Raw genomic sequence first — 24,798 nt, 5'->3', positions numbered from 1 at the left:
GACCCAATTCATCAAGACCCTTTATTTTGCATCAACGCAAAAAGCTCTGCCTGAAATAATGCATCATCCAGAGCATTATGGCTGGGTCTTCCTTTGGCAGATAAACGCTGTGTCATCATTGATGATTTGGTCTCAGACCACGTACAGCCTGTTGCCCCCATAAAGTAAGCTTTAATATCTAATGCACTGAAGCCAAATGGGTTGTTCCCCGTATATTTATGGAAGTAGTAATTGATGAATGACCAGTCAAAGGGGGCATTCAGTCCCGTAAAGACCGGCTTCTGGCTCGGTTGAAGGTGGGATGTGAGCCAGGTGGATAACTGAAGCATGGCGTCCGCGGGGGCTATGCCGGTGGTAGCCAGTGCCTGAAGGTTAAATCCCGTCACTGCCAGCGCCTCAGGATCAAAGCCAGTACAGTCAGGCTTCAACTCGGCATAAAAACGCACGTCGGGCGCATGCACCAGACAGGCCCCAATGGAAAGCAGACTAAATAATCCCGGGACCGGGCCGGATGTTTCAATATCGACTGAAACGAAAATCTCGCTAGCATTCATAATCACTCCTGCGATTGAGGGCACTGCTATCCGGTTTGTAAAAGAAAACGATACGCTATTACGGGTGGTATGTATCTACCACACCACCCTTTAAGTAATGCCTTCATCAGACTAAAACCATATGCGAACTTCCGCTGTTCGCTCATAGCGGACTGCGCTCACTTATTGCAGTGAGCGTTACCTTGAGTTTAATGCCAGCCTGGTATCGTCAGGATGACAGTACCGGTTTCAGGCCTTCGTCATTAAAAACGGTTCCGGTCTTCAGGACGCCATAACACCAGTGCACCAGTTTCCGCATCAGCGCGCCAATGGCCACCATTTCAGGTTTACCCCGCAGGCACATCTCATCGTAAATATTACGCATTCGCTTATTGTAGATTTTTCCGCACAGGGCGGACATGTAAAGCTTCGCTCTCAACTGAGGGGGCCGATTTTCGACATCCGCGGCCGGCTCCGGACCGATGTGCCTGAGCGTTTCTCGATCGGTACCACGCCCAGAAAGGCGGCAGCCTGCTCAGCCGATACAAAGTTATGGCTGCGAAGCACGACCAGCATATGCATCCCCAGCTGGGGACCAACCGATTTAATTGAGGTCAGCAGTGTATAATCACGCCTCAGTGCAGGGCTGGCTTTGATATGTGCTTTTATCTGCCGCTCGATATTACCTACCTCCTCGCGCAGAAGCTGCGCCATACGCCTGCAGGAACTGATAATATCTGCAGGTGTGTCTGTCGACAGGTATTTTTCCAGCCTGTTCTCCTCACGCAGGGCATCACCCAGCAGAACATCCCGCCGTCGCAGGAGTGCACCGAGATATCTGATTTCGGGTGCCGGCGGCTCCCAGCGGTGTGGCTTCTTAAGGAATGCGTAACAGGCCAGCATATATGCATCCACCTTATCCGTTTTTGTCATGATTCCCATGCCACGTGCAAACTCCCGACTACGGTGAGGGTTGGCCAGTGAAACCTGGAAACCGGCATCATGTAATTCAGTGGCCAGCCGTTCGTGATAAACACCGGTAGCTTCCATTACCACATGAACATCTTCCGGACTGCAATGTTGAAGCCTGAGCCAGCGAAGAATATTTTCAACTGAATGCCTGTTATTCTGGATGTTACGGGTTTTTATGCGTCCTTTGATACCGTCATAAAGCATGCAAAGATCCAGGGTGTTTTTACTTACGTCAATGCCGACTGGAAACATGGTCAAACTCCTCTCACATAAACCGTCACGCCTGTTCGCCTTGTACATACGGAGTCGAGCTCCCGGTAACCGTTCAACCTGATGTGCTGGCGTGAAAGGTGAAGCGAAGGGCCATGTGCTGCAAATCAAGGTTCAGCGGTGCCGACTTTTCTGACCTTAAGTGAAGGGGGCGGCTCACTCTGCTTCAGTGGTGGTAGCTAATCACCACAAACTGTTAGAAACAAGGGAAGGGGTGGGTGAGGCAGAACCTGTCAAAACAGCAGCCGGCTGCGCCGGGCCACGGCGCCATTTGCCTGCAGTGCTTCATTCAACAGCTGTTGGCGCCTCCATGCCGCTGAAGCGGTATCCCGAAACTTCTCGCCAGTCTATTTCAGCTGATCAATATTGGTGATTAGCACAATCAGGTGAGTGATTTTGTTGATTCCGGTCATAGAAAGTAAGCCATTTTGGCTAATAAATCCGTTGCGGGTCTATAACGGACAAAGCATAATTTGCCGTGAGCGAAGTCTTGCCAGTTCTCTCCTGTGAAAGGGGAAACGCAAAAAAACCACCCTGGCAGGTGGTTTTTTTGTTTGTTACCGTTTGATTTATAGAGAAATATTCACATTGATATGGCTGACATTCACTGACCAACCACTTTGACTACCAACAGGGTAACCAAAGAGAGTTAGAACAAGAATGCATAAACACAATCTGTTCATATCGCCTCCAGGAATCAGGGCGGCCTCCGACACTATTTACGCTTCTGTGACGGAACGACTAGTTGAGCGAAGTCTTGCCACCAAAAAAATGACTCTGTTTTAACGCAAAGTGATCTGGCAGTATCACCGAACAGAGGCTGAATGAAACATAATACAGTTATGTATGTCTTTGTTTCCAGGAAGCATTCTAATTTGTATATGTAGTGATTTGCATCAAAGATGTTTTCTTTTTTATTGACCCAGAACAAGGTAAAAAGGTGGGAGTACAGACGGCAGGCCATGGAAAGAAATGTAAATTTATCTGTCTGTTTTTTTTGTACTTATCCAACCGGATATGTAATGAACGTTCACCAGTAGCCTGCAGCCAATTTTTGTATAGACGGCAGGTCTTATACCGCTGAAAAACTCGAAAGGGATTACCTGGCCGAGCAGGCCTGTTACAGCAATGAACACTGGGAAGCCCCGCTGCGGGCTGCTCGTCTCCCCGCGGCAGTAAACGGTATACAACGCCTAAAATACTGAGCTGTATTTTTCCCACCGCAGACTTAGATCCTGACCCTTGTTTGACGCCACTAACCGTTAAGCTGCTGTGCAATGCGCTGTTCGGCAGAACTGGCAGCCAATGGCTGTAGTGGAAATTTTTGGAGAGAAAGGGCGACAACACCGAAGCAAAGACAGTAACCCGGAGGCCATCGAAAAGATGGCCGGGAAGGGGCTGTGATTCAGCTATGACGAACAGACCGTCAGGCAATAGCTGTAAGGATGACACATCCTTAATCGTTAAGTTTGCCGCCGAAAGGAATCTACATATAGAATGGGTTTTAACGAAATGGGATAAGCAGACGTAAAAAAACCGACTGGTGAGGCCGGCTTTTTTACGGTTCCGGTGCGAGCTGGTAACTCTGGCCGGAAAGGAAACTCTCTACAACTGACATTAGCATGATAATCCGTGAATTCTGATTATGCAACCTGACGTACAATGATAGAACCTTATCCGTTTGCCTGGGCGACAGATAGTCGTATAATCAGCTGGTTAGCTCTGTGGTTGAGTTTCTTCCTGCGTACCGCTCAAAGCGGCATGAACAGGTTCAAAGTCCTGGCAGGTAATCAGGTGGTGCTGATTACCTGTGCTCTGGCAGGAGTGAGACTCTCTACAACTGACAAGACGAAGAGAAGTCGTGGTGACAGGCAGTGTAAGAGCAAGCCACGGTGTCTTCACTCCATTTATGGAGAAACGGATGGGGGCTTTAATCGACAAAGCAATCATCGTTCTGAAAGCGTTAATCGTCTTTCTTGAACTGATCCGCATGTTCTTCTGAGCGTGACGGAAACGTAACTGAAGCCGGGGGGCAACCACTCCCCGGCTTTTAACATTTCAGCGGGTTTGTTTAGTCAGAGCCGGACATCTCGATTTAGCCACTACACTGCATGTCAAAGCTAAGTTCAGATGTCCGAGGCGGGGCTGCGGATGTTTTCCTGGACTGTTATGTTGTGATCCCAAGATGCTGCCGGTACTTCACAGGACTCATTGCACCTAATGATAGCTTGATACGTTTCTCGTTATACCAGCGTATGTACCAGTCCAGGAAGCAGATAAATTTTTCCAGCGTGATACCCGCCCAGTCTCTGCCATAGAACATTTCGTTTTTGATACGCCCGAAGAAGCCTTCACACGCAGCATTATCCGACGAGCATCCTTTGCGCGACATGGACCTTATAAGTCCGGAGGTGTTGATACGCTCGAGCCAGTCCGGCCACCGGTAATGGCCACCACGATCGCTGTGTATCACTGGTTTATCATGTTCGTTGAGCGTATCGAGTGCGTCATCGAGCATCGTATTCACCAGCGTCGCGTCCGGGCGTGTTCCTATCGACCAGCTTACAACCTGGCCATCAAAGCAGTCGATAACCGGCGACAGATAGACTTTTCCAGCCGGAAGCTGGAACTCCGTAATATCGGTCAGCCACTTCTCATTTGGCCTGCAGGAACTAAAATCCCGGGCGAGTGAATTTTCCGGTGCCGGACCGATTTCGCCACAGTAAGAGTTATATCGTCGTCGCCTGGTGCGCTTAACAACGAGCTGCTCTTCTGCCATCAGTCTGCGGACAACCTTTTCAGAAATAACCCTGTTGTTACTGCGAAGCATCGCGTGAAGGCGCCGGTAGCCGTAACAGCGGTAATTCTCCTCAAAGATATCGGCCATGATCACGCGTATTTCCGCATACTTATCGTACAGACGTTTGCTGGCTTTGTGGTAAAAATAACAGCTGCGGGCAAGTTGCAGAACGCTTAGCAACTCAGCAACGGGGTACTTTTTCTTAAGGGCATCAACTATCAGGGTTTTCTCCCTGTTTTTCAGTTTCAGAAAGCTGATGCCCAGATCTTTTTTTATCAGTTCATTCGCCTTTGTCAGTATGTCACGTTCGAGCTGCAGCTGATGAACCTGCTTCCTGAGACGCTGGATTTCACCGAGTAAAGTATCCTGATTTTTATCCTGAGGGGCTGCCTTTCGTTTGCGCATGGATTGATAAGCCTCGTCACTGATAAGGTCTTTCTTCCATTTGTACAGGACCGGGACGCTGACGCCTATGCTTTGTGCAACTTTACGCGCGGTTCCACGTCGGTTACAGAGCCCCCGGACGGCCTGAGACCTCTCTTCCGGGCTGAAGCATTTGCTTGTGCCTGAGCGAATGACCAGGGGACGCGCATTTGGGTAAAACTCTTCAATCCAGCGCTTTAGAATTTCGTTACTGGGGTAGCCGATGGCTCGGCGAGTGTACGACAGGCAACCACCGTGAGTAAGATAATGCTCAACAGCAGCAATTTTCTGTGTACGTGAATAGCGTTTTCTTGGTTTTAATTCCCTGGGTAAATCGCCCTTCTCTTCATAAATCCGAACCCAACGGCCCAGCTGTTTTGTGGAAGGATACCCCAGCTCCATGACGACAACGGAGGCTTTCTTTCCGTACCGGTAATAGAGTTCGACGGCCCGAATCCGGTCCTCGTATGAATGCATAAATTAACTCCTGAAGGTCCAGGAATTTGTCCGCACTTCCCATCAACCATGAGCCTATTTTCCGGCATTACGCTGTGCCATCCCATGTCACCATCAGTCATCAACATATTCGAGTGCTGTGCGTTGTGTCAGGCGAGTAATCAACTCGCCAGCGCCGATACCGGTATGACGGGCGATGCGTTCCACCGGCAGTTCCTTGCCCCAAAAAATGACTTTATCTCCCACCTGATCCAGAGCCTTGGGACCGAGATCAACCGTGACCATGTCCATGGAAACCCGGCCAGCCAACGGTACTTCCCGGCCATTGACAAGCACAGGTGTGCCGTAAGGCGCGCTGCGGGGGTAGCCGTCGCCGTAGCCCATTGCTACCACACCGAGGCAGGTATCGCGCGTGCTGGTCCAGTCACCGCCATAGCCCACAGGTTCGCCTGCCTTATGCTCGCGTACTGCGATAAGGCAGGATGTCAGTGTCATGCAGGGTTCAAAGCCGAAGTCCGCAGCATCCTGAGTTACTATCGGTGACACGCCGTACAGGATGATACCGGGACGAACCTGGCCGCGATGGGCCTGTGGCCACAGAAGAATACCACTAGAGGCAGTGATGGATTGTACGCCGGGCTTACACTGGACGAATGCGTCGAAGCATTCCAGCTGACTGTGTGTGGTTTCTTCCTCAGGTTCGTCCGCACGGCAGAGGTGACTCATGATGTTGACTGGTTGCACTACGTTGCGGCAGTTGCACAGCCTCTGATAGAATTCCTCAGCCAGGTCTGGACGGATGCCCAATCGATGCATGCCGGTATCCAGTTTCATCCACACCGTAATGGGGTGGGGCAGAACGGTCTGTTCAAGTGCGAAAAGCTGTTCAATATTATGCACGACGGTTTCAAAGTGATTCTCGGCCAGCAAAGGAAGCTCGTCTTTGGATAAGAATCCTTCCAGCAGCAGAATGGGTTTGGTGATGCCTTCCTGGCGCAGCACAAGCGCTTCCGACAGGCGGGCGACACCGTAACCGTCAGCATCCTTCAGGGCGAGGGCGGTTGCCAGGGCACCGTGGCCGTATGCGTTAGCTTTTATTACGGCGATTAATCGACTGTGTGGCGCCAGACGTCGCACCTGCTGCAGGTTGTGGCGTAAGGCACAACGGCTTATGACTGCGGTTGCTGTTTTCATTTCAAATCCTTATTGCTGACTCAACGTTGTATTGTGGTCTCACGTTGTTGTCGAAACGCGGCCATGACTTTTCGTGATTAATTTGCAGGTTGTTCAGTCCTATATATTCATATACGGGACTGAACAGTTTATTCATGGTCTATTCAGCAATAATGTTTCTATTAAAATACTGAGTTGAAAGTTTCAGTAGAGTTCCATCTTTTTTCATTTCATTCAGAGCATTATTTACCTGCTGCTGCAACTCTGTATCTTTCTGACGTAACCCCATACCAGTACCTTGTCCCAATGTGACAGGGTCTTTCAGTGAATCGCCGGCAAAGCTGAATTCTTTACCTTCATCTTTACTTAGAAATGCCTGCTGTGCTGTCTGTGATTCCTGAACTGCGCCATCCAGACGACCAGCGGATAAGTCCATGAATACCTGGTCTTGGTCCTGATAGGTAACGACATTTACTCCAGCGTTGGCCCAGTGCGCTTTAGCATAATCTTCTTGTGTCGTGCCCTGTTGCACGCCTACACTTTTACCTTTGAGACTTTCCACTGTCGGTAGTAATCCGGAGTTTTTCCTGGCGACCAGTTGGATCGGCATAATATAAATGGGATTGGTAAAGGAGATACTTTTCTGTCGTTTTTCTGTGATGTTCATTGATGAGTTGATGATGTCAATTTTTTTACTTACTAACGCGGGAATAAGTCCGTCAAAAGACATCTCCACCCAAACGCAATTAGCCTGAATTCGCTTACAGACTTCGTTGCCGATATCAATATCGAATCCAACCAGCTTGCCGTCAGGGGTTTTGCTTTCAAATGGCGCATAGGCCGGACTCAGACCGAGTTTTACTGTTTTCTGTTCTGCAGCATGAGCTGTGTTCAACATCATCGTCAGGGCAATTGCACCTGCCACAACCGTCATTGTCATATTCATATCGCTACTCTCTCATTATTTAGAATAATACTTTCCCCGCTGAGAACTGCGTGCACAGCGGTAGCTGGCCTTAGCTGAATCAAAGGCGCATTGATGCCTGTCTGACCTGTTTTGATTTGAACCGGGTTAATTGATATCAGAACTTACTATTCCTCCTTTTTATAACTGAACATATACCTGTCATCCTTCCGGTTGCAGGGGGGTTGGCTGCAACCCGAAATCTATGGGGTCTGTTTATTTCATTATTTCAGCGCACCGGATAAAAACTGACGAAGGCGCGGGCTTTGCGGGTTGCCAAATACCCCGGACGGAGGCCCTTGTTCTTCGATTTTTCCCTGATGCAGGAAGATCACCTGACTGGATACGTGACGTGCAAACTCCATTTCGTGGGTGACAACCACCATGGTTTTTCCTTCTTCTGCCAGCTGCCTCATGATTTTCAGCACTTCCCCCACCAGTTCCGGGTCCAGTGCCGAAGTGGGTTCGTCGAACAACAACACTTCCGGCTCCATCGCCAGAGCCCGGGCAATGGACACTCGCTGCTGTTGTCCTCCGGAAAGATTGGCCGGATATTTACTTTGCGCCCGTTCGTCAATGCCCACCTTGGACAGATATTTCATCGCCCGTTCCCGTGCGGATTCCTTACTGAGCCCTAACACGCGAACAGGGGCTTCCATCACATTTTCCAGCACGGTCAGATGACTCCACAGGTTGAAGTGCTGAAATACCATGGTCAGGCTGGTTCTCAGACGGCGTAGCTGATTTTTATCTGCTACCTTAAGTTGCCCGTCTTTGTCCCGTACCAGGTGGATCATCTCGTTATTCACGCTGATGGAGCCTTCGCTGGGTTTTTCAAGAAAATTGATACAGCGCAGGAAGGTACTCTTACCGGAGCCGGAAGAGCCGATAATGCTGATCACATCACCAGCCCTGGCTTGCAGGGAGACGCCCTTCAGCACTTCGTGCTCTCCGTAGCTTTTGTGCAACTCGACGACGTTTAATTTAGTTTCTGACATATGGATTACTCACTTTGCAGGCGAATGGGTCAGGTGTGACAACCAGCGTTTTTCCGCTTTGCGGAACAGGCTTATCAGCACAAATGAAATCATCAGGTACAGTGCCGCAGCGATACCGAAGGCGGTAAACGGTTGATAGGTGGCGGCATTGATGTCACGGGCGATTTTCAGCAGGTCCGGCACGGTAGCGGTAAAAGCCAACGAGGTGGAGTGCAGCATCAGGATCACTTCGTTGCTGTACGCCGGCAGAGCGATACGCAACGCGGCGGGCAGGGTCAGGCAGCAGTACATTTTTGCTGGCGAGAAGCCATAGGCCCGCGCCGCCTCAATCTCGCCGTGATTCACTGCCCTGATGGCGCCCGCGAAAATTTCCGTGGTGTAGGCACAGGTGTTCAGCATGAGCGCCAGAAGGGTGCAATTGAGGCCGCTGCGGAAAAATGCATTCAGCAGTTCGCTGCCTTTCACCACTTCCAGGGTATACACGCCGGTGTAGAGCACCAGTAACTGAACATAGAGCGGCGTGCCGCGGAACACGTAAGTGAACAGCCAGATGGGCAGCGCGATAAATTTATTGCTGGATACCCGTCCAACAGCCAGGAGCAGCGCCAGTGCCCCGCCCAGAACTACCGAGATAACCAGCAGCCACAGGGTCATCGCCACGCCGGTAAAGCGATAGCCGTCAGTCCACAGCAGGGCGCGCCCGTATTCGTGGAGGATATCCATCATAATGCGGCCCTCTTCACGCCCACGGTGTAACGTCGTTCCAGCCACCACAACACGACATTGGATAATGTGGTGAAGAACAGGTATACCGCGGCGCAGACCAGTGCGAAGTAAAACGGCTGCCAGGTACTTTTCCCGGCCAGTTGAGTGGCTTTCACCAGGTCTTCCAGACCGAGCAGTGACACCAGGGCAGTGGCTTTGATCATGACCTGCCAGTTATTGCCGATGCCGGGCAGTGCGTAGCGCATCATCGCCGGAAACAGAATGTACTGAAAACGCTGCCTCCTGGCGAAGCCAAAGGCATCCGCTGCCTCAAGCTGCCCCCAGGGTACGGCCATAAAAGCGCCGCGGAAGGTTTCAATGAAGTAAGCCCCGTAGATAAAGGCCAGTGTCAAAATGCCGGCCACCATTGGATCGATGTCAATCTGGCTCAGCCCGAAGACCTCGGTGAATTTGTTAAAAGCAATCTGAAGTCCATAAAAGATCAGCAGCATAAGGACCAGATCCGGCACGCCCCTTATCAGGGTAGTGTAGGCCGACGTCAGTTTTACCACTGAAACGTTTTTCGACAGCTTTCCGGCAGCGCCCAGCATACCGATCGCCACCGCCAGTACAGCAGAACTCAGGGCGAGCTCCAGGCTGGTTAGCGCCCCCTGGAAAATTAGTACACCAAAACCATGCAGCATTGTCTTTGTCTCCGCGTAACGAAAATGTCATTGTTGTTTTTATCCGGCAACGGATCACCGGAGGCGTTTTATGTCCCGGTTTCCTCTGCCAGCAGTAAACCGGCGCGTAGTCCGACGGTGACGTTGGGATTGGGAAACAGTATCCATTCGGTGCCGTGTTCCACCCGCCAGCATTCTCCTGGCAGCTCGCCGATCAGGGTGCCGGCCGTGAGTGGGGTGAAGTTCGGAACGTCAGCGTCCAGATGAAAACACAAGAGCTCGCTGTGTTTAATCAGCGACCGGTTTACCCTGAAATAACGCATGGGGTTGCCAGCACGAACCGGCAACGGCGCGTCTCCGATCAGGGCGCGCAACATGCTATCCACCGCACCAAACGAGCTGAGATCGTTCTCGCCAAAGCGCCGGGCGCCCCCTAGCTCAAGCGTGCAACTGTCTGCCCGTAGCTGTTCACTGGTGAAATGGCTGAAGGTGGCACCCGGTTCGGTATGTTGGACCAGCGCATCCAAACCGGCAGCATCCAGTGCCCTAAGCAAGGCCGCGCTGCCGTGGCGGGTCTGAAAAGGCAGCAGGCCGAAGCGCGGCAGGTGTGAAGCATGTCGGGTGGTGTGAAGATCGAAGTGCCAGCGTTCGATGTTGTCGCTATCGCTGTCCCGGGTGAAGAAGTCGGTCACGGTCTGCTCCAGCTCCTGGGCGCGTGCCGACTCTTCCCCACCAGGATATTGATGATGACGGCTGGAGAACAGGCGGTTGAGATCGTGAGTCAGGTAGCGTTGTCCGGCGCGGATGGCCGGTGGATTGCCGTACAGTACCAGCAGACGAGCGGCAAGCGGTAATCTACCCGCCAGCAGGTCATCTACTATCGCTGCAAGCAGTTCTACCGGGGCGGTTTCATTGCCGTGGATACCTGCCGACAGCACGATAGCGCGCTGGTAACCGGTATGGGGAACCAGCTCCAGTATTCCTTCCCCCCGCCAGTGCCAGGATAAGTCTTTTCCACCCTCACTGCGAACGTCCGGTACCATGCCACGAAGCGTCAGATCTAAAAAATTATTCATCATGCTTCTCTGTTCCCGCTCTGCGCATCATTAAGGTTGAGCCCTGGCGGCAAGGTGGCGGGCAGCGTCAGCGCTGCGCTTTCCAGCGAGGCCATCGGCCAGGCGCAGTAGTCGGCGGCGTAGAAGGCGCTGGCGCGATGGTTGCCCGAGGCCCCCACTCCGCCGAACGGCGCGGCGCTCGATGCGCCGGTCAACGGCTTGTTCCAGTTGACGATTCCGGCGCGCGCTTCCATCAGCAGGCGGTCGAACAGCGCCCGGTCTGGCGACACCAGCCCTACAGCCAGCCCGAAGCGAGTGTGGTTGGCGAGACGCAGCGCATCATCGAACTCGTCATAGCGCGTCACGCAGGTCAGCGGACCGAAATACTCTTCGTCCGGCACGCCATCGACGCCGGTGATATCGAGGATGCCCGGCATCAGCAGCGCGTTGTTATCCTCCGGCCGGGTCATCGCCAGCAGCGGCGTCGCGCCCAGTTCCAGCAGTGCCTGCTGTACCGCCATCATGCGTTCCGCCGCTTGCGCGGAAATTACCCCGCCCATAAACGGCTGCGGCTCCGCGTCCCAGCGACCAGCGCGCAGGCGACCCGCCACGGTGACCAGCCGTTGCAGGAATGCGTCGCCCGCCGCGCCGTGCTTGACCAGCAGACGACGGGCACAGGTGCAACGCTGCCCGGCGGAGATAAAGGCGGACTGGATAGTCAGGTTGACCGCCGCGTTCACGTCGGTAACCTCATCGATAATCAGTGCGTTGTTGCCGCCCATCTCCAGCGCCAGAATTTTTTCCGGCTGACCGGCCAGTTGGCGGTGCAGCTGGTAGCCGGTACCGGCGCTGCCGGTGAACAACAGGCCGTCGATCGCCGGGCTGGCGGCCAGCGCCACGCCAGTGTCCCGTCCTCCCTGCACCAGATTCAGCACGCCCTTCGGCAGTCCGGCTTGTTGCCACAGCTTAACTGTCTCTTCAGCGGTGAACGGCGTCAGCTCGCTTGGTTTGAACACCACGCAGTTGCCCGCCAGTAGTGCGGGGACGATGTGGCCGTTAGGCAGGTGTCCGGGGAAATTGTAGGGGCCAAACACCGCCAGTACTCCGTGCGGACGATGCCGCAGCGTGGCCGCGCCGTCGGTCATCGGGGTATGGCTGTCGCCGGTGCGCTGCTCAAGGGCGCGTAGCGAGATGTCAACCTTGCCGATCATCGACTGCACTTCAGTCAGCGTTTCCCAGCGCGGTTTGCTGGTTTCGCGGCTGATGACTTCCGCCAGTTGCGCCTTGTGTTGTTCCAGCAACGTGGCGAAACGCTCAACCACAGCCGTGCGCTGCCCCAGCGTCAGCCGCGCCCACACGGGGAACGCCGTGCGCGCCGCATCACAGGCGTCGGCGATGTCTGCCGAATCCGCCGCCCGGCCCCGCCACAGCGGCTGGTTATCCAGCGGATCGGTCTTGATAAATTCAGCACTGCGGCCATGCCGCCACTGACCTGCGATATAGAGTGAAGGATGCAACATTTATAGGTTCTCCAGCGGATTGAGGGAAACCACCCGAACGCGATCGCCTGTCTTGATTTCCAGCGCATCCGCTGTGGACGGCGTCAGGTACAGAACGCCTTCGGGAGAAAAATGGCCGGGTGCTAACGTCGCGCGATAGTTGAGGTAGCGATCATTGGCGACCAGCAGCGTGGAGTCAGGTGTCGATACTGGCGCTTCGTTGGTCGACACCGTGACTTTGCGGCTTTCTTTTACTACCCGCAGTTCGTCCAGTTCCGCCTCAAGCGTGGCGCCGCCGTCAAAGATGTCCACGTAACCGCGGTGGCGCAGCCCTTCGGTCTCCAGCAGTCGGCGGGCCGGAACAGTATCCGGGTGAACCTCCCCAATCACGGCTCTGGCTTCTTCGGGGAGAAAATCGATATACAACGGATACCGGGGCATCAGCTCGGCGATAAATGCTTTCTGGCCGATACCGGTCAGGTAGTCGGCGTGGGCGAAGTCCATGGCAAAAAATCGGTTGCCGAGCCCCTCCCAGAACGGTGAGCGTCCGTTGCTGTCACTGTAGCCGCGCATTTCCGCCACTACGCGCTGGGCGAAGCAGTCGCGGAACGCGGCAAGAAACAGAAACCGTACTTTGGAGAGTAATTTGCCGTTATGGCTATGCCGCCACTCCGGGTCGAGATACAGCGTGCATAATTCTGTACAACCTGTATGGTCATTACTGAGAAATAATGTTTGATGCGAACTGTACACGTTCAGTGAGGTGCTGGCGTGCACAAGTGGCGCAACCCGGAAGTTGTACCAGGGTTCGTGTAACCCCACGGCAACTTCGAGGGCACTGATGCCCACGACACGGCCGCTATCTGTGTCTTCCAGCACAAACAGGTAACCCTGTTCACCACGGGGGCGCAGGCCCTGCCAGGTTTCCTGAGAACGAGTGATGCGCCCGGCCAGAATATCTTCATTTTGCGGCAGGGAAGTGAGTCCGACACCGGCTTTGCCGGCCAGTGCCATCAGGGCAGGCAGATCGCGGGACTCAACGGGACGAATAACCATCATCGTGCATCACTCCCGGTTGCGGCGGCGAGGCGTTCCGCGGCGTGGGCAAACCGGGCCAGCCCCTCACGCACATCGGCCTCGGGGATGATCAGCGAGGGGGCAAAACGCACCACTTCGGACCCGGCGATTAGCGCCATCAATCCCTCTTCTGCGGCATAGCTGGTGAGCCGTTTAGCCTGACCGGCGAAGGCCTGATCCATCACGCAGCCGATCAGTAATCCACGGCCGCGGATCTCGCTGAACAGCGGGAATCTGGCGTTAATCTCTTGTAATCCTTCGATAAACCAGTGGTGGCGTAGGGCCACGCCGTCCAGCACCTCAGGAGTATTAATCAACGCCAGTACCGTACCGGCAACGGCGCTGGCTAAGGGGTTACCACCCCAGGTAGTACCATGTGTGCCTGCGCTGAAAGCGGGGGCAAACCGATCGGTGGTGAGCATGGCACCGATCGGAAATCCGCCGCCCAGTGCTTTGGCGCTGGTCAAAATATCTGGTGTGACGCCGTATTCCATATAAGCGTACAGCGCGCCGGTGCGGCCGACGCCGGTCTGTACCTCATCAAAAATCAGCAGCGCACCGTGGCGGTCACACAACTTACGCAGCCCTTGCAGGAAAGCCGTGTCCGCAGGCAGCACGCCGCCTTCGCCCTGAATCGGCTCGACGATCACGGCACAGGTCTGGTCGTCGATCGCTGCTGCAGCTGCGGCAAGATCGTTGAACGGTACATGCTCGATGCCGCCCGGCAGCGGCGAGAAGTCTTTCGCGTATTTCGGCTGACCGCCCACGCTGACGGTAAACAGCGTACGGCCGTGGAAGGCGTTGCAGAACGCCAGAATGCGGGTTTTGTTCGGCACACCGCTATCGCAGGCCACTTTCCGCGCCAGTTTCAGCGCAGCTTCGTTGGCTTCCGCACCGGAGTTGCAGAAGAACGCCTTGTCGGCAAAGGTGGCGTCAATCAGCTGTTTCGCCAGCCGCAACACTGGCTCGTTGGTGTAGCCATTGCCCAGATGACAGACGCTGGCCGCCTGGGTTTGCAGAGTCGCCAGCAACTGAGGATGAGCATGCCCGAGTGCATTCACCGCGATACCGCCAGCGAAATCGATATACTCTTTTCCGTTCTGGTCCCATACACGGGAGCCTTGCCCGCGTACGGGAATGAACGGGGCAGGGGAATATACCGGAACCATATATCTGTCAAAATCTTCGCGGTGTACCGCATTCGCATGCTGGGACATAAAACCTCCTGGCGATTAAACGTGAAGTGATAAACGGCTAAGGTTTTCACTATTCATAATTAAGAGCATCGGAATTACGACAAAAATGCATATCAAAAAATAATGCATGCCGTGCTTGCAAATAAAAAACAATATGCACTACAATGGATCTCACTAGTGGTGCAATGCACCAAAATGAATCACCTAAGCAGAAATATAACAAACCACTAAAAGACTCTGTTTTTTGTCAGCATTGCACGAAAGACTTATTTGTAAAAAATAATGTATGACTGTTAACCCCTGGATTTAAATACAGGAGTCAACTCATGACATGCTTTGTTGCATGTGTACAAAATATGGCGATATTTCGCCATTTTTTAACACGAGTATTTTTTTCTAACGCCGTGGGCTGAATATTTCACCAACCATACATCTCGCCCCGCCACCGCCGAGTTGTTCAATAATATCCAGAGACGGAGCGACAATAGTAGCGTAATCTGAAAGAATATGCCGCTGAGAGTCAGTAAACGCCTGCCACGCTCTCTTTGACATCGCCAGAACGGGATGGCCATTATTTTCGGCATGCAATTCGATAATGTTTCCGCAGAAGTTTTCTGTCTGTGTCAGGGTAATATCGATAATTTCTTTACCTGCCTGACGTAGCCCTTTATAGAGTACGGCGGCTTCCTGACGGTTTCTGATCGCTTCAAAGCAAACCACCGCATATTTTTTGCCGATGCTCATCATTACATTGGTGTGATAAATCGGTTGTTGTCTGCGGTCGTCAGCATTAAACCACATTGCGCGGTAACCGGTAATTTCTTCTACCGACGTCATGACATGCGGCGAACTTCGCGAAGAGCGACAAATCCAGGCGATTTTATTCTCGTGATCGCACACCATCGACCCCGTGCCTTCAAGAAATTCCCCTTGTTGCTCAAACGCGGAAAGATCAATGACCTGGTTAATCGTGAATTGTTCTGACAGTGTGGCGATCAGTTCAGGATTTCGTTCTTTGCGACGATTTGGCGCTTCCATTGGGTAGAGGATGGCCTCGCCCTGATGACCCAGCGTCAGCCAGTTATTGGGGAACAACGAATCAGGGGTATCCGTTCCCGTGGGATCGTCGAAAACATGTACGTCGATACCCGCTTGTTGCAGGGTGTCAACATAGCGGGTGAATTCGGCAAGCGCAAGGGATTGTGCTGCATCAGGGATTTGCGCGGTCTGCTGGAAATAATTTGTGACGGCGGTTTCCTGATTAACGGTAAAGGAAGCGGGACGAACCATGAAAATACGACTGGTTGTTTGCATTTTTCACCTGGGCTGACAAGGGTTATTTGATACAACTGAACAAATCACGAGGATCGGCAGGCTGTGGCACTAACTCGATTTTTTCACCAATACGATATTTTTCAGACAGATGCCTGATATAGCGCAGGGTGGAAAAATCTTCGATGGCAAATCCCACTGAATCGAAAACAGTCAGCCCGTGCTGGAAATCACTATTATTAACATTACCGTTAATAATTTTCCAGAGTTCGGTAACAGCGAAACTGGCTGGCATATTTTGAATTTCACCTTCAATTCTGCTTTGAGGCTCATATTCAACCACTACTCTGGCACGGTTAATGACATCGGGATGAATTTCCGTTTTACCGGGGCAGTCACCACCGACAGCATTTATATATACATTGTCGGATATCATACCGGGCGTGATAATGGTGGCATTCTTTTTGTCCGCAGTGATCGTGGTGATAATATCCACGCCTTGAACTGCTTCTGCCACCGAATCGGATATGTGTAGATGAATCGCCTGATACTCTGTAAGATTATTTTTTAGTTTTTCGGAAGCTCTGGGATCGATATCGTAAAGACGGAAGTGATTAATGCCGAGCAACGTGTGGAATGCCAGAATCTGGAATTCGCTTTGTGCACCGTTCCCAATCACTGCCATGGTTCTAACATGATGTGGCGCAAGATATTTTGCGGCCAGTACTGATGTGGCAGCAGTACGTAACGCAGTAGCTAGCGTAAGTTCACTTAACAGCAAAGGGTAACCTGTGTCTATTTCTGCGAGTGCCCCAAATGCCATAACCGTCAAATTATTTTTATCCGCGTTCGACGGATGCCCGTTAACGTATTTAAATCCATAGAGGCTTTTACTGGCAGTTGGCATCAGTTCAATAACGCCCAGCGCTGAATGATTTGCGACACGTGGGCATTTCTGAAAATAAGGCCAGGACCGATAATCATCCTCAATAAACCCCGTAAGTTCAGTAATGAATTGCTGCACGCCGGTTTTTCTGACCAGTTGCTGCATATGTGAAATATCAATGAAAGTTGTCATCATTTTTTCTCAGTTTTGGTTCGCATTCAGAATAACGATCATTATGTCAGGTGCACAGTTGACAAAATGAATCAAATTGCATTAATTTTTAGCAAATGTTGTATTGCCATGGAGCAATTTGTTTATGGGTGACATTGATCGTAAGATCCTCACATTGTTAAGAGATAACGCTCGAATCCCTGTTAGCGAAATTGCCGCGCTTATCGGTGTATCGCGTGCGACTGTGCAGAAGCATCTTAACCAGATGGAATCGAATGGCACAATCTGCGGCTATACTGTGCTCACGCGGCAGATACCAGAGACGAATCTCATCAGGGCATGGATGAGTATTGCAATTGAAGGCAACAAAGCGCCAAAAATTATCCAGCAATTGCAGGGAGAGCCGGCGATAGCGACTCTGCATAAAACCAATGGTCGCTGGGATATCCTGGTAGAAATTCATACCCGCAGTCTTGAAGAGTTTGACAAGATTTTAGGGGGGATTCGGCGCATCCCTGGGGTGGCAAATACAGAAACAAGTATTCTTCTTTCTACTCGTAAAATGTGATACTGGTTTAGAATATATCCCTGTCAAAAACCATATTTGGACTAAATTTTCATCCTAAAGCGGGTCACGGATACGCAAGGTTGGTGCGACTCTGCGCCAGACTAATTCAGCCAATAGCAACCAGCGCCTGAGCGTTCCAGCATGTAACCTGCATCCGGTTATATCTTTGATTTTTATTGCCAGTAGCTGTGTACTCCAGCGTTAACGTTGGTAACCAAAGTCGCCGGGAGAATGCCTTATCAGATAACATAACAGGGTGTAGATATACGGGGTTTGAGGGCCAATGGAACGAAAACGTACGTTAAGGAGATAATTCATTGTTTAAATAGAAATTTAATGTCCTCATTTCTCCCTTCAGAATATCCTCCGGTAGCGTGAACGTATAATGCCCCAGCATATTGATATGCCCGTGCATCAGTGGGGATAACCGGGCGATATCTTCATCCCCGGTTTCTTCTCCATGACTGCGCATCCAACTCAGTGCTTCCTGCATATAAAGCGTGTTCCACAGTACCACTGCGTTAGTGACCAGGCCCAGTGCGCCCAGTTGATCTTCCTGCCCTTCACGATAGCGCTTTCTGATCTCACCGCGTTGCCCGTAGCAAATCGCTCGCGCCACAGCATGGCGGCCTTCTCCCCGGTTGAGCTGTGTCAGGATCCGCCGACGATAATCTTCATCATCAATATAATTGAGAAGGTACAGCGTTTTGTTGACGCGCACCACTTCCATAATCGCCTGCGCCAATCCTGATGGGCGCGAGCTTTTGAGCAAAGAGCGAATGAGTTCTGAAGCATGAATGGTACCCAGCTTCAGCGAACCGGCGGTTCGCATCATCTCATCCCACTGGTTCTCTACCTTCGACAGATCTGCACATCCTCGCGCCAGCGCATCCAGTGCACCGTAGTTTGCAGATTTATCCACTCGCCAGAATATCGCTTCGCCAGCATCGGCAAGCCGGGGTGAAAACTGATATCCCAGCAGCCAGAACAGGCCAAAAATAATATCGCTGGTACCAGCTGTGTCTGTCATGATCTCAACCGGATTCAGCCCAGTCTGCTGCTCCAGAAGGCCTTCCAGCACAAAAATGGAATCACGTAATGTGCCGGGGACAACGATGCCGTGGAATCCAGAGTACTGATCAGAGACGAAGTTGTACCAGGTGATGCCACGCCCGGAACCAAAATATTTTCTGTTAGGCCCAGAATTGACGGTTTTCACCGGCGTGACAAAGCGCATGCCGTCGGCTGACGCCACTTCGCCACCGCCCCAGCGCCCGGCAAGCTCCAGCGTAGACTGAAAATCAACCAGACAGGCATTGGCGCTGACCAGTGTTTCTGCCCGGAGGTAATTCTGTTTCACCCAACTGAGACGGTGGCGGGTCAGTGCCGGTATATTGTGCTTTATCAGCGGTTCCAGTCCGATATTGCAGGCTTCAGCCATCAGGACCGCACACAGGCTGACGTGCAGATCCTGCGCCCGTGCTCCGGACTCACTGACATGCATAAATTCCCGTGTAAATCCTGTTCTGGCGTCTATTTCAAGCAGTAATTCCGTCAAATCAACCGGAGGAAGCAACTGTCTGACCCGACTGTTGAGACAAAGCAATGACTGTGGCTCCTCCAGTTTCTCCAGGCTACTAATGGTCAGGGAAGGATATTTACCGTCATTGCAAACATGGACTTCCGCATTCCCTTCAAATCGGGATGCGACGGCTTTCCAGGTCTCATCCAGCTGAACGGCCAGTTGTTGCACGCCTTTATGCCCATCGGTGGGATGTCCCAGCGCACGACAGACGGGGATACGCTGAGCTTGCCACTCTTCACCCTGCAACAGCTTCTCACGGGGATCTCCCCAGCGATCGCTGTTTTCGAGCCAGATGTCCCGGCGGCGCAGTGCATCCTGAAGGCGTTCGAGCAGACACAGTGAGTAACCGGCGCGTTGTATCCGGCCTTCCGCATCGTACACGAGGCGTTTCCAGGGGCCGGTGATGATATGTTCAGGAGCATCATCGAGGATGCGCTTTTTCGGGCCGTTCAGTTCGGTCAGATAATGAATCGCGGCCAGCGTATGTTCTCCTGCAGGCGCAGCGCGGAAATGCAGATCCCGCAATACCGCAGGAAGAAAACGCTTAACCCGGCCGTACTGCTCCACCATTTCATCATGGAAGTTATTGTTCTGAGGGCGGGCAAGTTCATTAACCTTGCTGACGGATTCTGCCTGCCTGCTTTTCGGTACGCAGCTGAAGATGGTCTCCCTCAGTTCAGCATCGTCAGCCTGCTTATCCAGCAACAATGAACATGCCCGCGCCAGCAGTAGCGCAGCACGGTCAAGATCTTTAAGCGTCCTGAGCCGCTTTTTCTGCCCCGTTTTCTTCGCCTCGCGGGTGATGTCCAGTATCAGCATATCGAGCACATCAACGGCCTCATCCAGCGCTGTTATTTCCTGAGCTTTAACAAATGCTGTGAGTACGGCCAGTTTTCTTTGCTCTGGCATGCGTGCGATATATTTTACCGATGCCATACCTGCGTAACGCGCCAGATTACGCAGCTGTATAGCGGGCAGGCCGGTAAAATTCAGCCGGGAAAACTCAAGGTTTCGCAGCCGGACATACCGCTCCAGCGCTTCGGTAAATGCCGGTCCGCTGACGGTGACTGGTCCCTTTTTCAGTTGTTCCAGCGGTGAAATTCCTTGCCCCTCAGGAATGTCCAGCAGTTCCGTCACGCGGGCGGTCTGCCAGCTGTCCGGCAACGCGGCCAGTTTCTTCCACAGCCGCTGATTTGCCCGTTCGCGTATTTCACTGACGAGACGAACAAGTGTGGTTGCTCCGGGCAGCAGGACCTTATTCTGAAGCAGCCACGCGGTGGCAAAATCAAACATCAGGCCGGGTCGCTCATTACTGAGCCATGCCCGGGTGTACAGCAGGCGCTTCAGGCGGAAAGACCAGGGAAAATCGCCAAATTCATGGTAACCGTAATATTCCTTAATCAGCGCAGTATGCTCTCTGAGTGTGGTATCCCGTTCAGCGTAGCGGGTGAGGACTTCCGGACGGCGGATATTAAGCTGCACCGCAACAAATTGCTGAACACCCGGCAGAACCCGGGTTAAATCTGTCAGAAAGGTGCCCAGAAAACGGGCGCTGGTAAGCTGAAGCGCTATTCCCAGCCGGTTATGCCTTCCCCGCCGCTGGTTAATGAAAGCAAGATCCCGTTCATCAAGATGAAGAAAGCTAAATCTATTTGTCCTAATCGCAATTTCATTGTTTAAATAATCACTATGGATTAATATTTTTTGCGACTCTGCTGAGTTACTGGTTTTAACTAGTGGTGTAAAAGGGATACCTTTTCGGTATCCCTTTTACAATAATCAGAAGAAATCAATTCGCGTATTGATACCGACGGTGCGACCCATATTGACCTGCGCGACGGCGCTGCTGCCGTTCATGTAGCCATAGGTACGGTAACGACGGTCGAACAGGTTATCGACATAGACGGAAATGTTCATCCGTTCAGTCGCCTGCCAGCCCAGGCTGCTGTCCAGGGTGGCATAGGTGCCTTGCCGCAACTGGTTGTCGCCATCGAAATAATGCGGCCCGACCAGATTAACCGCCAGTCGGGGCATCAGTGCGCCATAGCGCGTATCAATCACGCCGTTCACGCTGCTTCCCGCGCCATAACGTGGTACGAACGGCACCCGGTTACCGTGATACAACTCACTGTCATTGGTGAATTCGGAACGGATCACGTTGCCATTGATATCCCATGACCAGCCTGGCGCAAACCGCCACTTCGCTTCAAGCTCAACGCCGGTGGCGTCGGCTTTACCCGCATTGCTTAATGTCTGCATCCCGACCGGGCCAGAGTAAAGCTGCATGTCTTTGGTGTGGGTATAAAACGTCGCGGCTTGCAGCGTGACGTCAGCGGTTTCGTAGCGGGTGCCAAGTTCATAGTTGATGGATTTCTCGGCGACGAACGGTTTGGCATCAAGACCCGCAGTAGGCACGATGTTGTACCCGGAAGGTTTATATCCCTGGGCTACACGGGTATACACTCTCCAGTCATCGGTCAGCATATAGCCTGCGGATAGCTGCCCGAGCACCTGATCGTCATTGCTCTTACCCTGGTCGCCAAACGGGTTGCCGAGCATGCTGCCGTGATATTGTGTACTGGATTTATCATGCGAGAAGCGCACGCCGCCGCCGATATCAAAACGATCGGTTAAATGCCAGGTCAGGTCACTGTATGCGGCCAGCGTTTCAGCGGTGGTATAGCCGGTACTGCTTAAATAAGGCATTGTCGGCATGTCGTAGGCTGAATTTAACTTCTCGCGGGTGTTCTGCCGGTACAGCCCAAACACCATATCAACGGTACGCGCATCGCCCAGGGTTGCGGCGCGCAGCTCCTGCACATCCTGATTCCAGCGCTGAGGCATATTGACGATTAACGAACCGGAAGGGAAGGTGCGCGAATAATGCTGCTGCTGCCAGGCGCTGATCAGGTTGAAAACCCAGTCATCGGTGGTGTATTTCCCACTCAGGGTCTGGCTGTCAGTGCAGCGCCGCATGTACGGGTCTGGTGAACCATCGCTGATCGACAGCTTACGGCCCTTAATATCATTCCATCCCACATAGGCGTCCTGGGTGGCGCGGGTACATTCGCGTGAGGCGGCAAAGCCCATTTCCCAGGGCTGATCGTCCGGCGCCAGACGCAGTTTCACATTCCCTATGCTGGCGCGGGTGCCGCCTAAGTCATCGCTTCCCGTCGCGGGGTTAATCATGTCGCCGTCATCAACCTGGCGTAACAGGGTGACGCTGCCGTACAGCAGGCCATCCTGAATGGGGCCGCTCAGGTTGAACTTACTTCGATAACTGTCGCGGCTACTGACGCCGCCTTCAATATAGCCGCGCGGCGTGCTGTCCGGCTGCTGGGTGACGATGTTGATGATCCCGCCCTGAGCGCTTTTGCCATATAACGTTCCCTGTGGGCCTCGCAGCAACTCCACGCTTTGCACATCGGTAAGCGCCTGGATGGTGTTGGTGGAAAGCTGAGGGACGCCATCGACATACAGGGTGACGGCGGGGTTATAGAAGTCCTGCGCTGAAGAGACGCCGCGTAGCGAGATCGTCGAAAAAAGCATGTTGCCGCTATTTTCAATATTGAGCCCGGGCAAGACTCTGGGGAGTTTGTCGCTGGCGGTGACGCCGGCGTCGCTTAATTCCGGCGTGCTGACAACAGTAGACGAGACGTTGTTGGCTGATGCCGAGCGGGAAGATTGTTTACTGGCGGTAACCACCAGCGTGCTTTCGTCTTGCTGTGAAGTCTGGGCATTAGCAATGGCGGGGAGCAATAATCCCCCCAAGGCCAGAGGATAAAGCCGTGTCATTTTCATTGTTGTGAGTCCCTGTAAGACGGCGAAACGCCAAAAATACCGACAATGGTGAATTGAAAATGATAACTATTTCTAATAGTGGTGCTACCCGAAACGGGTTTATTTCAACCTGTTTCGGGTCGGTTTGCGCTTATTGGGCAGAATGGCGATAACGGTCGACGGCGAGAGCCGTCAGGCGTTTTTTGTCTATCTTGCCGACGGCGGTGAGCGGCCAGTGGTCCAGAAACTCGATTTGGTCAGGAATTTTCCACGCGCTGAGCCCCATACGGGTCAGTTGTTGACGCAACTGCTGATAGTCAGTTGGCACCTGCTGCGCGATGATAAACGCGCAAATCCGCTCGCCAAGCAGCGTGTCCGGCGCGGCGACCACCGCGCAATCTTGCACTTCCGCTAAACGCAGCAGTGCCGATTCCACTTCAGCCGCGGCTATTTTTTCTCCGGCGCGGTTGATCTGCTCTTTTATGCGTCCCTCAACGTGCAGGTTCCCCACCTCATCCAGCCTGACATTGTCGCCTGTGCGGTAAAACCCTTGCGCGGTAAAGGCCTGCGCGTTGTGGGCAGGGGCGCGGTAATAGCCCGAAATGGTATAAGGGCCGCGCGTTAACAATTGCCCGGTTTCGCCCGGCTCGACGTCGTTCTCGTCTTGATCAACGATGCGGATTTCATCCAGAGGGGACAACGGGCGCCCCTGGCTGTGGAGAATGGTGGCATGCGGATCGTCCAGCCGGGTAAAACAGAGCAGGCCTTCCGCCATACCGAAAACCTGTTGCAGGGTACAGTCAAAGGTGGCGATAACCTGCTCAGCAAGCGTCGGGTCGAGCCGGGCGCCGCCTGCCTGAATGACGCGCAGCGACGAAAGGTCGCTGTCTTCCCACTCCCTGGCCTGCACCCATAATTGCGCCAGCGCCGGAACCAGGGCGACGTGAGTCACTCTTTCCTGCGCGATTAAAGGCATCACCTCATCACAGCTGGCGCTGTCGGTCAGCACCACTTTTCCGCCGCAGGCAAGCGTTCCCAGAATACCGGGGCAGGCCAGCGGAAAGTTATGTGCCACCGGGAGGACGGCGAGATACACGCTCTGTTGGCTGATGCCGCACAGTTCAGCAGAAGCGCTGAAGTTATAGCTATAGTCGGCATGTCGGCGCGGGATGAGTTTGGGCGTGCCGGTTGTGCCGCCTGAGAGCAACAACAACGCGGTGGCGGAAACATCAGGCTGCGGCCATGCCTGTCGCTCACCGTGAAGGGAGAAGAGCGGCGTAAAATCGTCGCTCACGGTCTCTCCAGCGACCAGAACATGACGCAAGCAGGCGTGTTTGTGCGCCATCTGTCGGGCCAGCTCTGCGTGGTTTTCCCCGTGAATAACGTAAGCGACGGGTTGCGCCAGCTCAATCAGCGCGTCGATATCCAGCGCCCGTTGCGAGGGCATCGCCAGCACGGGGATAACGCCCAGTCTTAACAAGGCGAACAGCAGGGTAACAAACGCGTTGTCGTTGGGAAGCTGCACAATTACATGCTCCCCCGAACGCAAACCCAGTGATGACAGACCTGCGGCAAGTTCGTCAACTTGTGCATCAAGCGCGCTGTAGGTTAACGACCCCTTTGCATCAACGACGGCAATTCGCGAGGCATAACGGGCCGCCCAGTGGCGCAACTGTTCGGCAATGGGTAAGGGATACTGTTCAATCAGAGATTCAAAGGAAGAATTCATGCG

Annotated in this window: 17 protein-coding genes and 4 pseudogenes; 3 read left to right on the top strand and 18 right to left on the bottom strand. The window is 53.1% G+C overall.

From position 1 onward, the window contains the following. Positions 1 to 11 precede the first annotated feature (11 nt). Together AB1E37_RS25720 and AB1E37_RS25715 are read right to left on the bottom strand one after the other, a co-directional pair. Positions 12 to 554, bottom strand: coding sequence for a 3'-5' exonuclease (locus tag AB1E37_RS25720; RefSeq protein WP_000994210.1), 543 nt, complete (start codon positions 552 to 554; stop codon positions 12 to 14). Between the two features lie 208 nt (positions 555 to 762). Then, a pseudogene (locus AB1E37_RS25715) lies at positions 763 to 1,757 on the bottom strand (IS110 family transposase). Positions 1,758 to 2,833: 1,076 nt separating this feature from the next. Between AB1E37_RS25715 and AB1E37_RS25710 the strand changes: the two are divergent. Then, positions 2,834 to 3,170, top strand: a pseudogene (locus AB1E37_RS25710) (hypothetical protein); the annotation flags it as partial. Between the two features lie 514 nt (positions 3,171 to 3,684). Next, entirely contained in the window at positions 3,685 to 3,777 is a 93-nt protein-coding gene (dinQ, locus tag AB1E37_RS25705; protein ID WP_353055206.1) for a damage-inducible type I toxin DinQ, read from the top strand. A 165-nt stretch (positions 3,778 to 3,942) separates the two neighbouring features. On the opposite strand, the gene AB1E37_RS25700 is transcribed toward dinQ, so the two are convergent. The 12 genes from AB1E37_RS25700 to AB1E37_RS25645 form a co-directional block, all read right to left on the bottom strand. Then, positions 3,943 to 5,475: an IS3-like element ISKpn38 family transposase gene (locus AB1E37_RS25700; protein WP_048264963.1), complete on the bottom strand. Its 1,533-nt coding sequence runs from the start codon at positions 5,473 to 5,475 to the stop codon at positions 3,943 to 3,945. A 93-nt stretch (positions 5,476 to 5,568) separates the two neighbouring features. After that, positions 5,569 to 6,648: an alanine racemase gene (gene alr, locus AB1E37_RS25695; protein ID WP_023345572.1), complete on the bottom strand. Its 1,080-nt coding sequence runs from the start codon at positions 6,646 to 6,648 to the stop codon at positions 5,569 to 5,571. 139 nt (positions 6,649 to 6,787) lie between these two features. Then, complete coding sequence (locus tag AB1E37_RS25690; RefSeq protein WP_048264964.1) at positions 6,788 to 7,573, bottom strand: ABC transporter substrate-binding protein; 786 nt, start codon at positions 7,571 to 7,573, stop codon at positions 6,788 to 6,790. 242 nt (positions 7,574 to 7,815) lie between these two features. Further along, positions 7,816 to 8,589, bottom strand: a complete 774-nt coding sequence (gene hisP / locus AB1E37_RS25685) for a histidine ABC transporter ATP-binding protein HisP (RefSeq protein WP_023345570.1) — start codon at positions 8,587 to 8,589, stop codon at positions 7,816 to 7,818. Positions 8,590 to 8,598: 9 nt separating this feature from the next. Continuing rightward, a complete protein-coding gene (locus AB1E37_RS25680) occupies positions 8,599 to 9,315 on the bottom strand; it encodes an ABC transporter permease (RefSeq protein ID WP_023345569.1) in 717 nt (238 codons plus the stop codon). Then, positions 9,312 to 9,998: a histidine ABC transporter permease HisQ gene (gene hisQ / locus AB1E37_RS25675; RefSeq protein WP_064167955.1), complete on the bottom strand. Its 687-nt coding sequence runs from the start codon at positions 9,996 to 9,998 to the stop codon at positions 9,312 to 9,314. The genes AB1E37_RS25680 and hisQ overlap by 4 nt, the downstream gene beginning before the upstream one ends. Before the next feature lie 68 nt (positions 9,999 to 10,066). Beyond that, positions 10,067 to 11,053: a succinylglutamate desuccinylase gene (astE, locus tag AB1E37_RS25670; protein ID WP_048264966.1), complete on the bottom strand. Its 987-nt coding sequence runs from the start codon at positions 11,051 to 11,053 to the stop codon at positions 10,067 to 10,069. Next, a complete protein-coding gene (gene astD / locus AB1E37_RS25665) occupies positions 11,053 to 12,549 on the bottom strand; it encodes a succinylglutamate-semialdehyde dehydrogenase (protein WP_087771554.1) in 1,497 nt (498 codons plus the stop codon). Before astD ends, astE begins: the two co-directional genes overlap by 1 nt. Before the next feature lie 3 nt (positions 12,550 to 12,552). After that, a complete protein-coding gene (gene astA / locus AB1E37_RS25660; protein WP_048264967.1) occupies positions 12,553 to 13,590 on the bottom strand; it encodes an arginine N-succinyltransferase in 1,038 nt (345 codons plus the stop codon). Continuing rightward, positions 13,587 to 14,825 carry a bifunctional succinylornithine transaminase/acetylornithine transaminase gene (locus tag AB1E37_RS25655; RefSeq protein WP_048291908.1) on the bottom strand — a complete coding sequence of 413 codons (1,239 nt, stop codon included), beginning with the start codon at positions 14,823 to 14,825 and terminating at the stop codon, positions 13,587 to 13,589. Before AB1E37_RS25655 ends, astA begins: the two co-directional genes overlap by 4 nt. A 375-nt stretch (positions 14,826 to 15,200) precedes the next feature. Continuing rightward, the gene (gene ctlX, locus AB1E37_RS25650; RefSeq protein WP_048264969.1) at positions 15,201 to 16,118 is read right to left on the bottom strand and encodes a citrulline utilization hydrolase CtlX; all 918 of its coding nucleotides are present in this window, start codon (positions 16,116 to 16,118) and stop codon (positions 15,201 to 15,203) included. Positions 16,119 to 16,140: 22 nt separating this feature from the next. Continuing rightward, positions 16,141 to 17,154, bottom strand: coding sequence for an ornithine cyclodeaminase (locus tag AB1E37_RS25645; protein WP_053065131.1), 1,014 nt, complete (start codon positions 17,152 to 17,154; stop codon positions 16,141 to 16,143). A 124-nt stretch (positions 17,155 to 17,278) separates the two neighbouring features. Between AB1E37_RS25645 and AB1E37_RS25640 the strand changes: the two genes are divergently transcribed. Next, the gene (locus AB1E37_RS25640) at positions 17,279 to 17,701 is read left to right on the top strand and encodes an Lrp/AsnC family transcriptional regulator (protein ID WP_048264970.1); all 423 of its coding nucleotides are present in this window, start codon (positions 17,279 to 17,281) and stop codon (positions 17,699 to 17,701) included. Positions 17,702 to 17,758: 57 nt separating this feature from the next. Here AB1E37_RS25640 and AB1E37_RS25635 read toward each other — a convergent pair. The 4 genes and pseudogenes from AB1E37_RS25635 to ybtE all read right to left on the bottom strand — a co-directional run. Continuing rightward, positions 17,759 to 17,956, bottom strand: a pseudogene (locus AB1E37_RS25635) (IS630 family transposase); the annotation flags it as partial. Between the two features lie 46 nt (positions 17,957 to 18,002). Beyond that, positions 18,003 to 20,921 (bottom strand): annotated as a pseudogene (locus AB1E37_RS25630) (Tn3 family transposase); the annotation flags it as partial. A gap of 144 nt (positions 20,922 to 21,065) precedes the next feature. Further along, entirely contained in the window at positions 21,066 to 23,087 is a 2,022-nt protein-coding gene (gene fyuA, locus AB1E37_RS25625) for a siderophore yersiniabactin receptor FyuA (protein ID WP_048264972.1), read from the bottom strand. A 130-nt stretch (positions 23,088 to 23,217) separates the two neighbouring features. Next, positions 23,218 to 24,795, bottom strand: coding sequence for a yersiniabactin biosynthesis salycil-AMP ligase YbtE (gene ybtE, locus AB1E37_RS25620; RefSeq protein WP_048264973.1), 1,578 nt, complete (start codon positions 24,793 to 24,795; stop codon positions 23,218 to 23,220). Positions 24,796 to 24,798 lie beyond the last annotated feature (3 nt).

Origin of the sequence: Klebsiella sp. Shm-1 (assembly GCF_040804525.1) — a bacterium.
GTDB classification, from domain to species: domain Bacteria; phylum Pseudomonadota; class Gammaproteobacteria; order Enterobacterales; family Enterobacteriaceae; genus Klebsiella; species Klebsiella pneumoniae.
The sequence above is the reverse complement of the archived record's forward strand: the minus strand, read 5'-3'. Positions and strand labels throughout refer to the sequence as shown.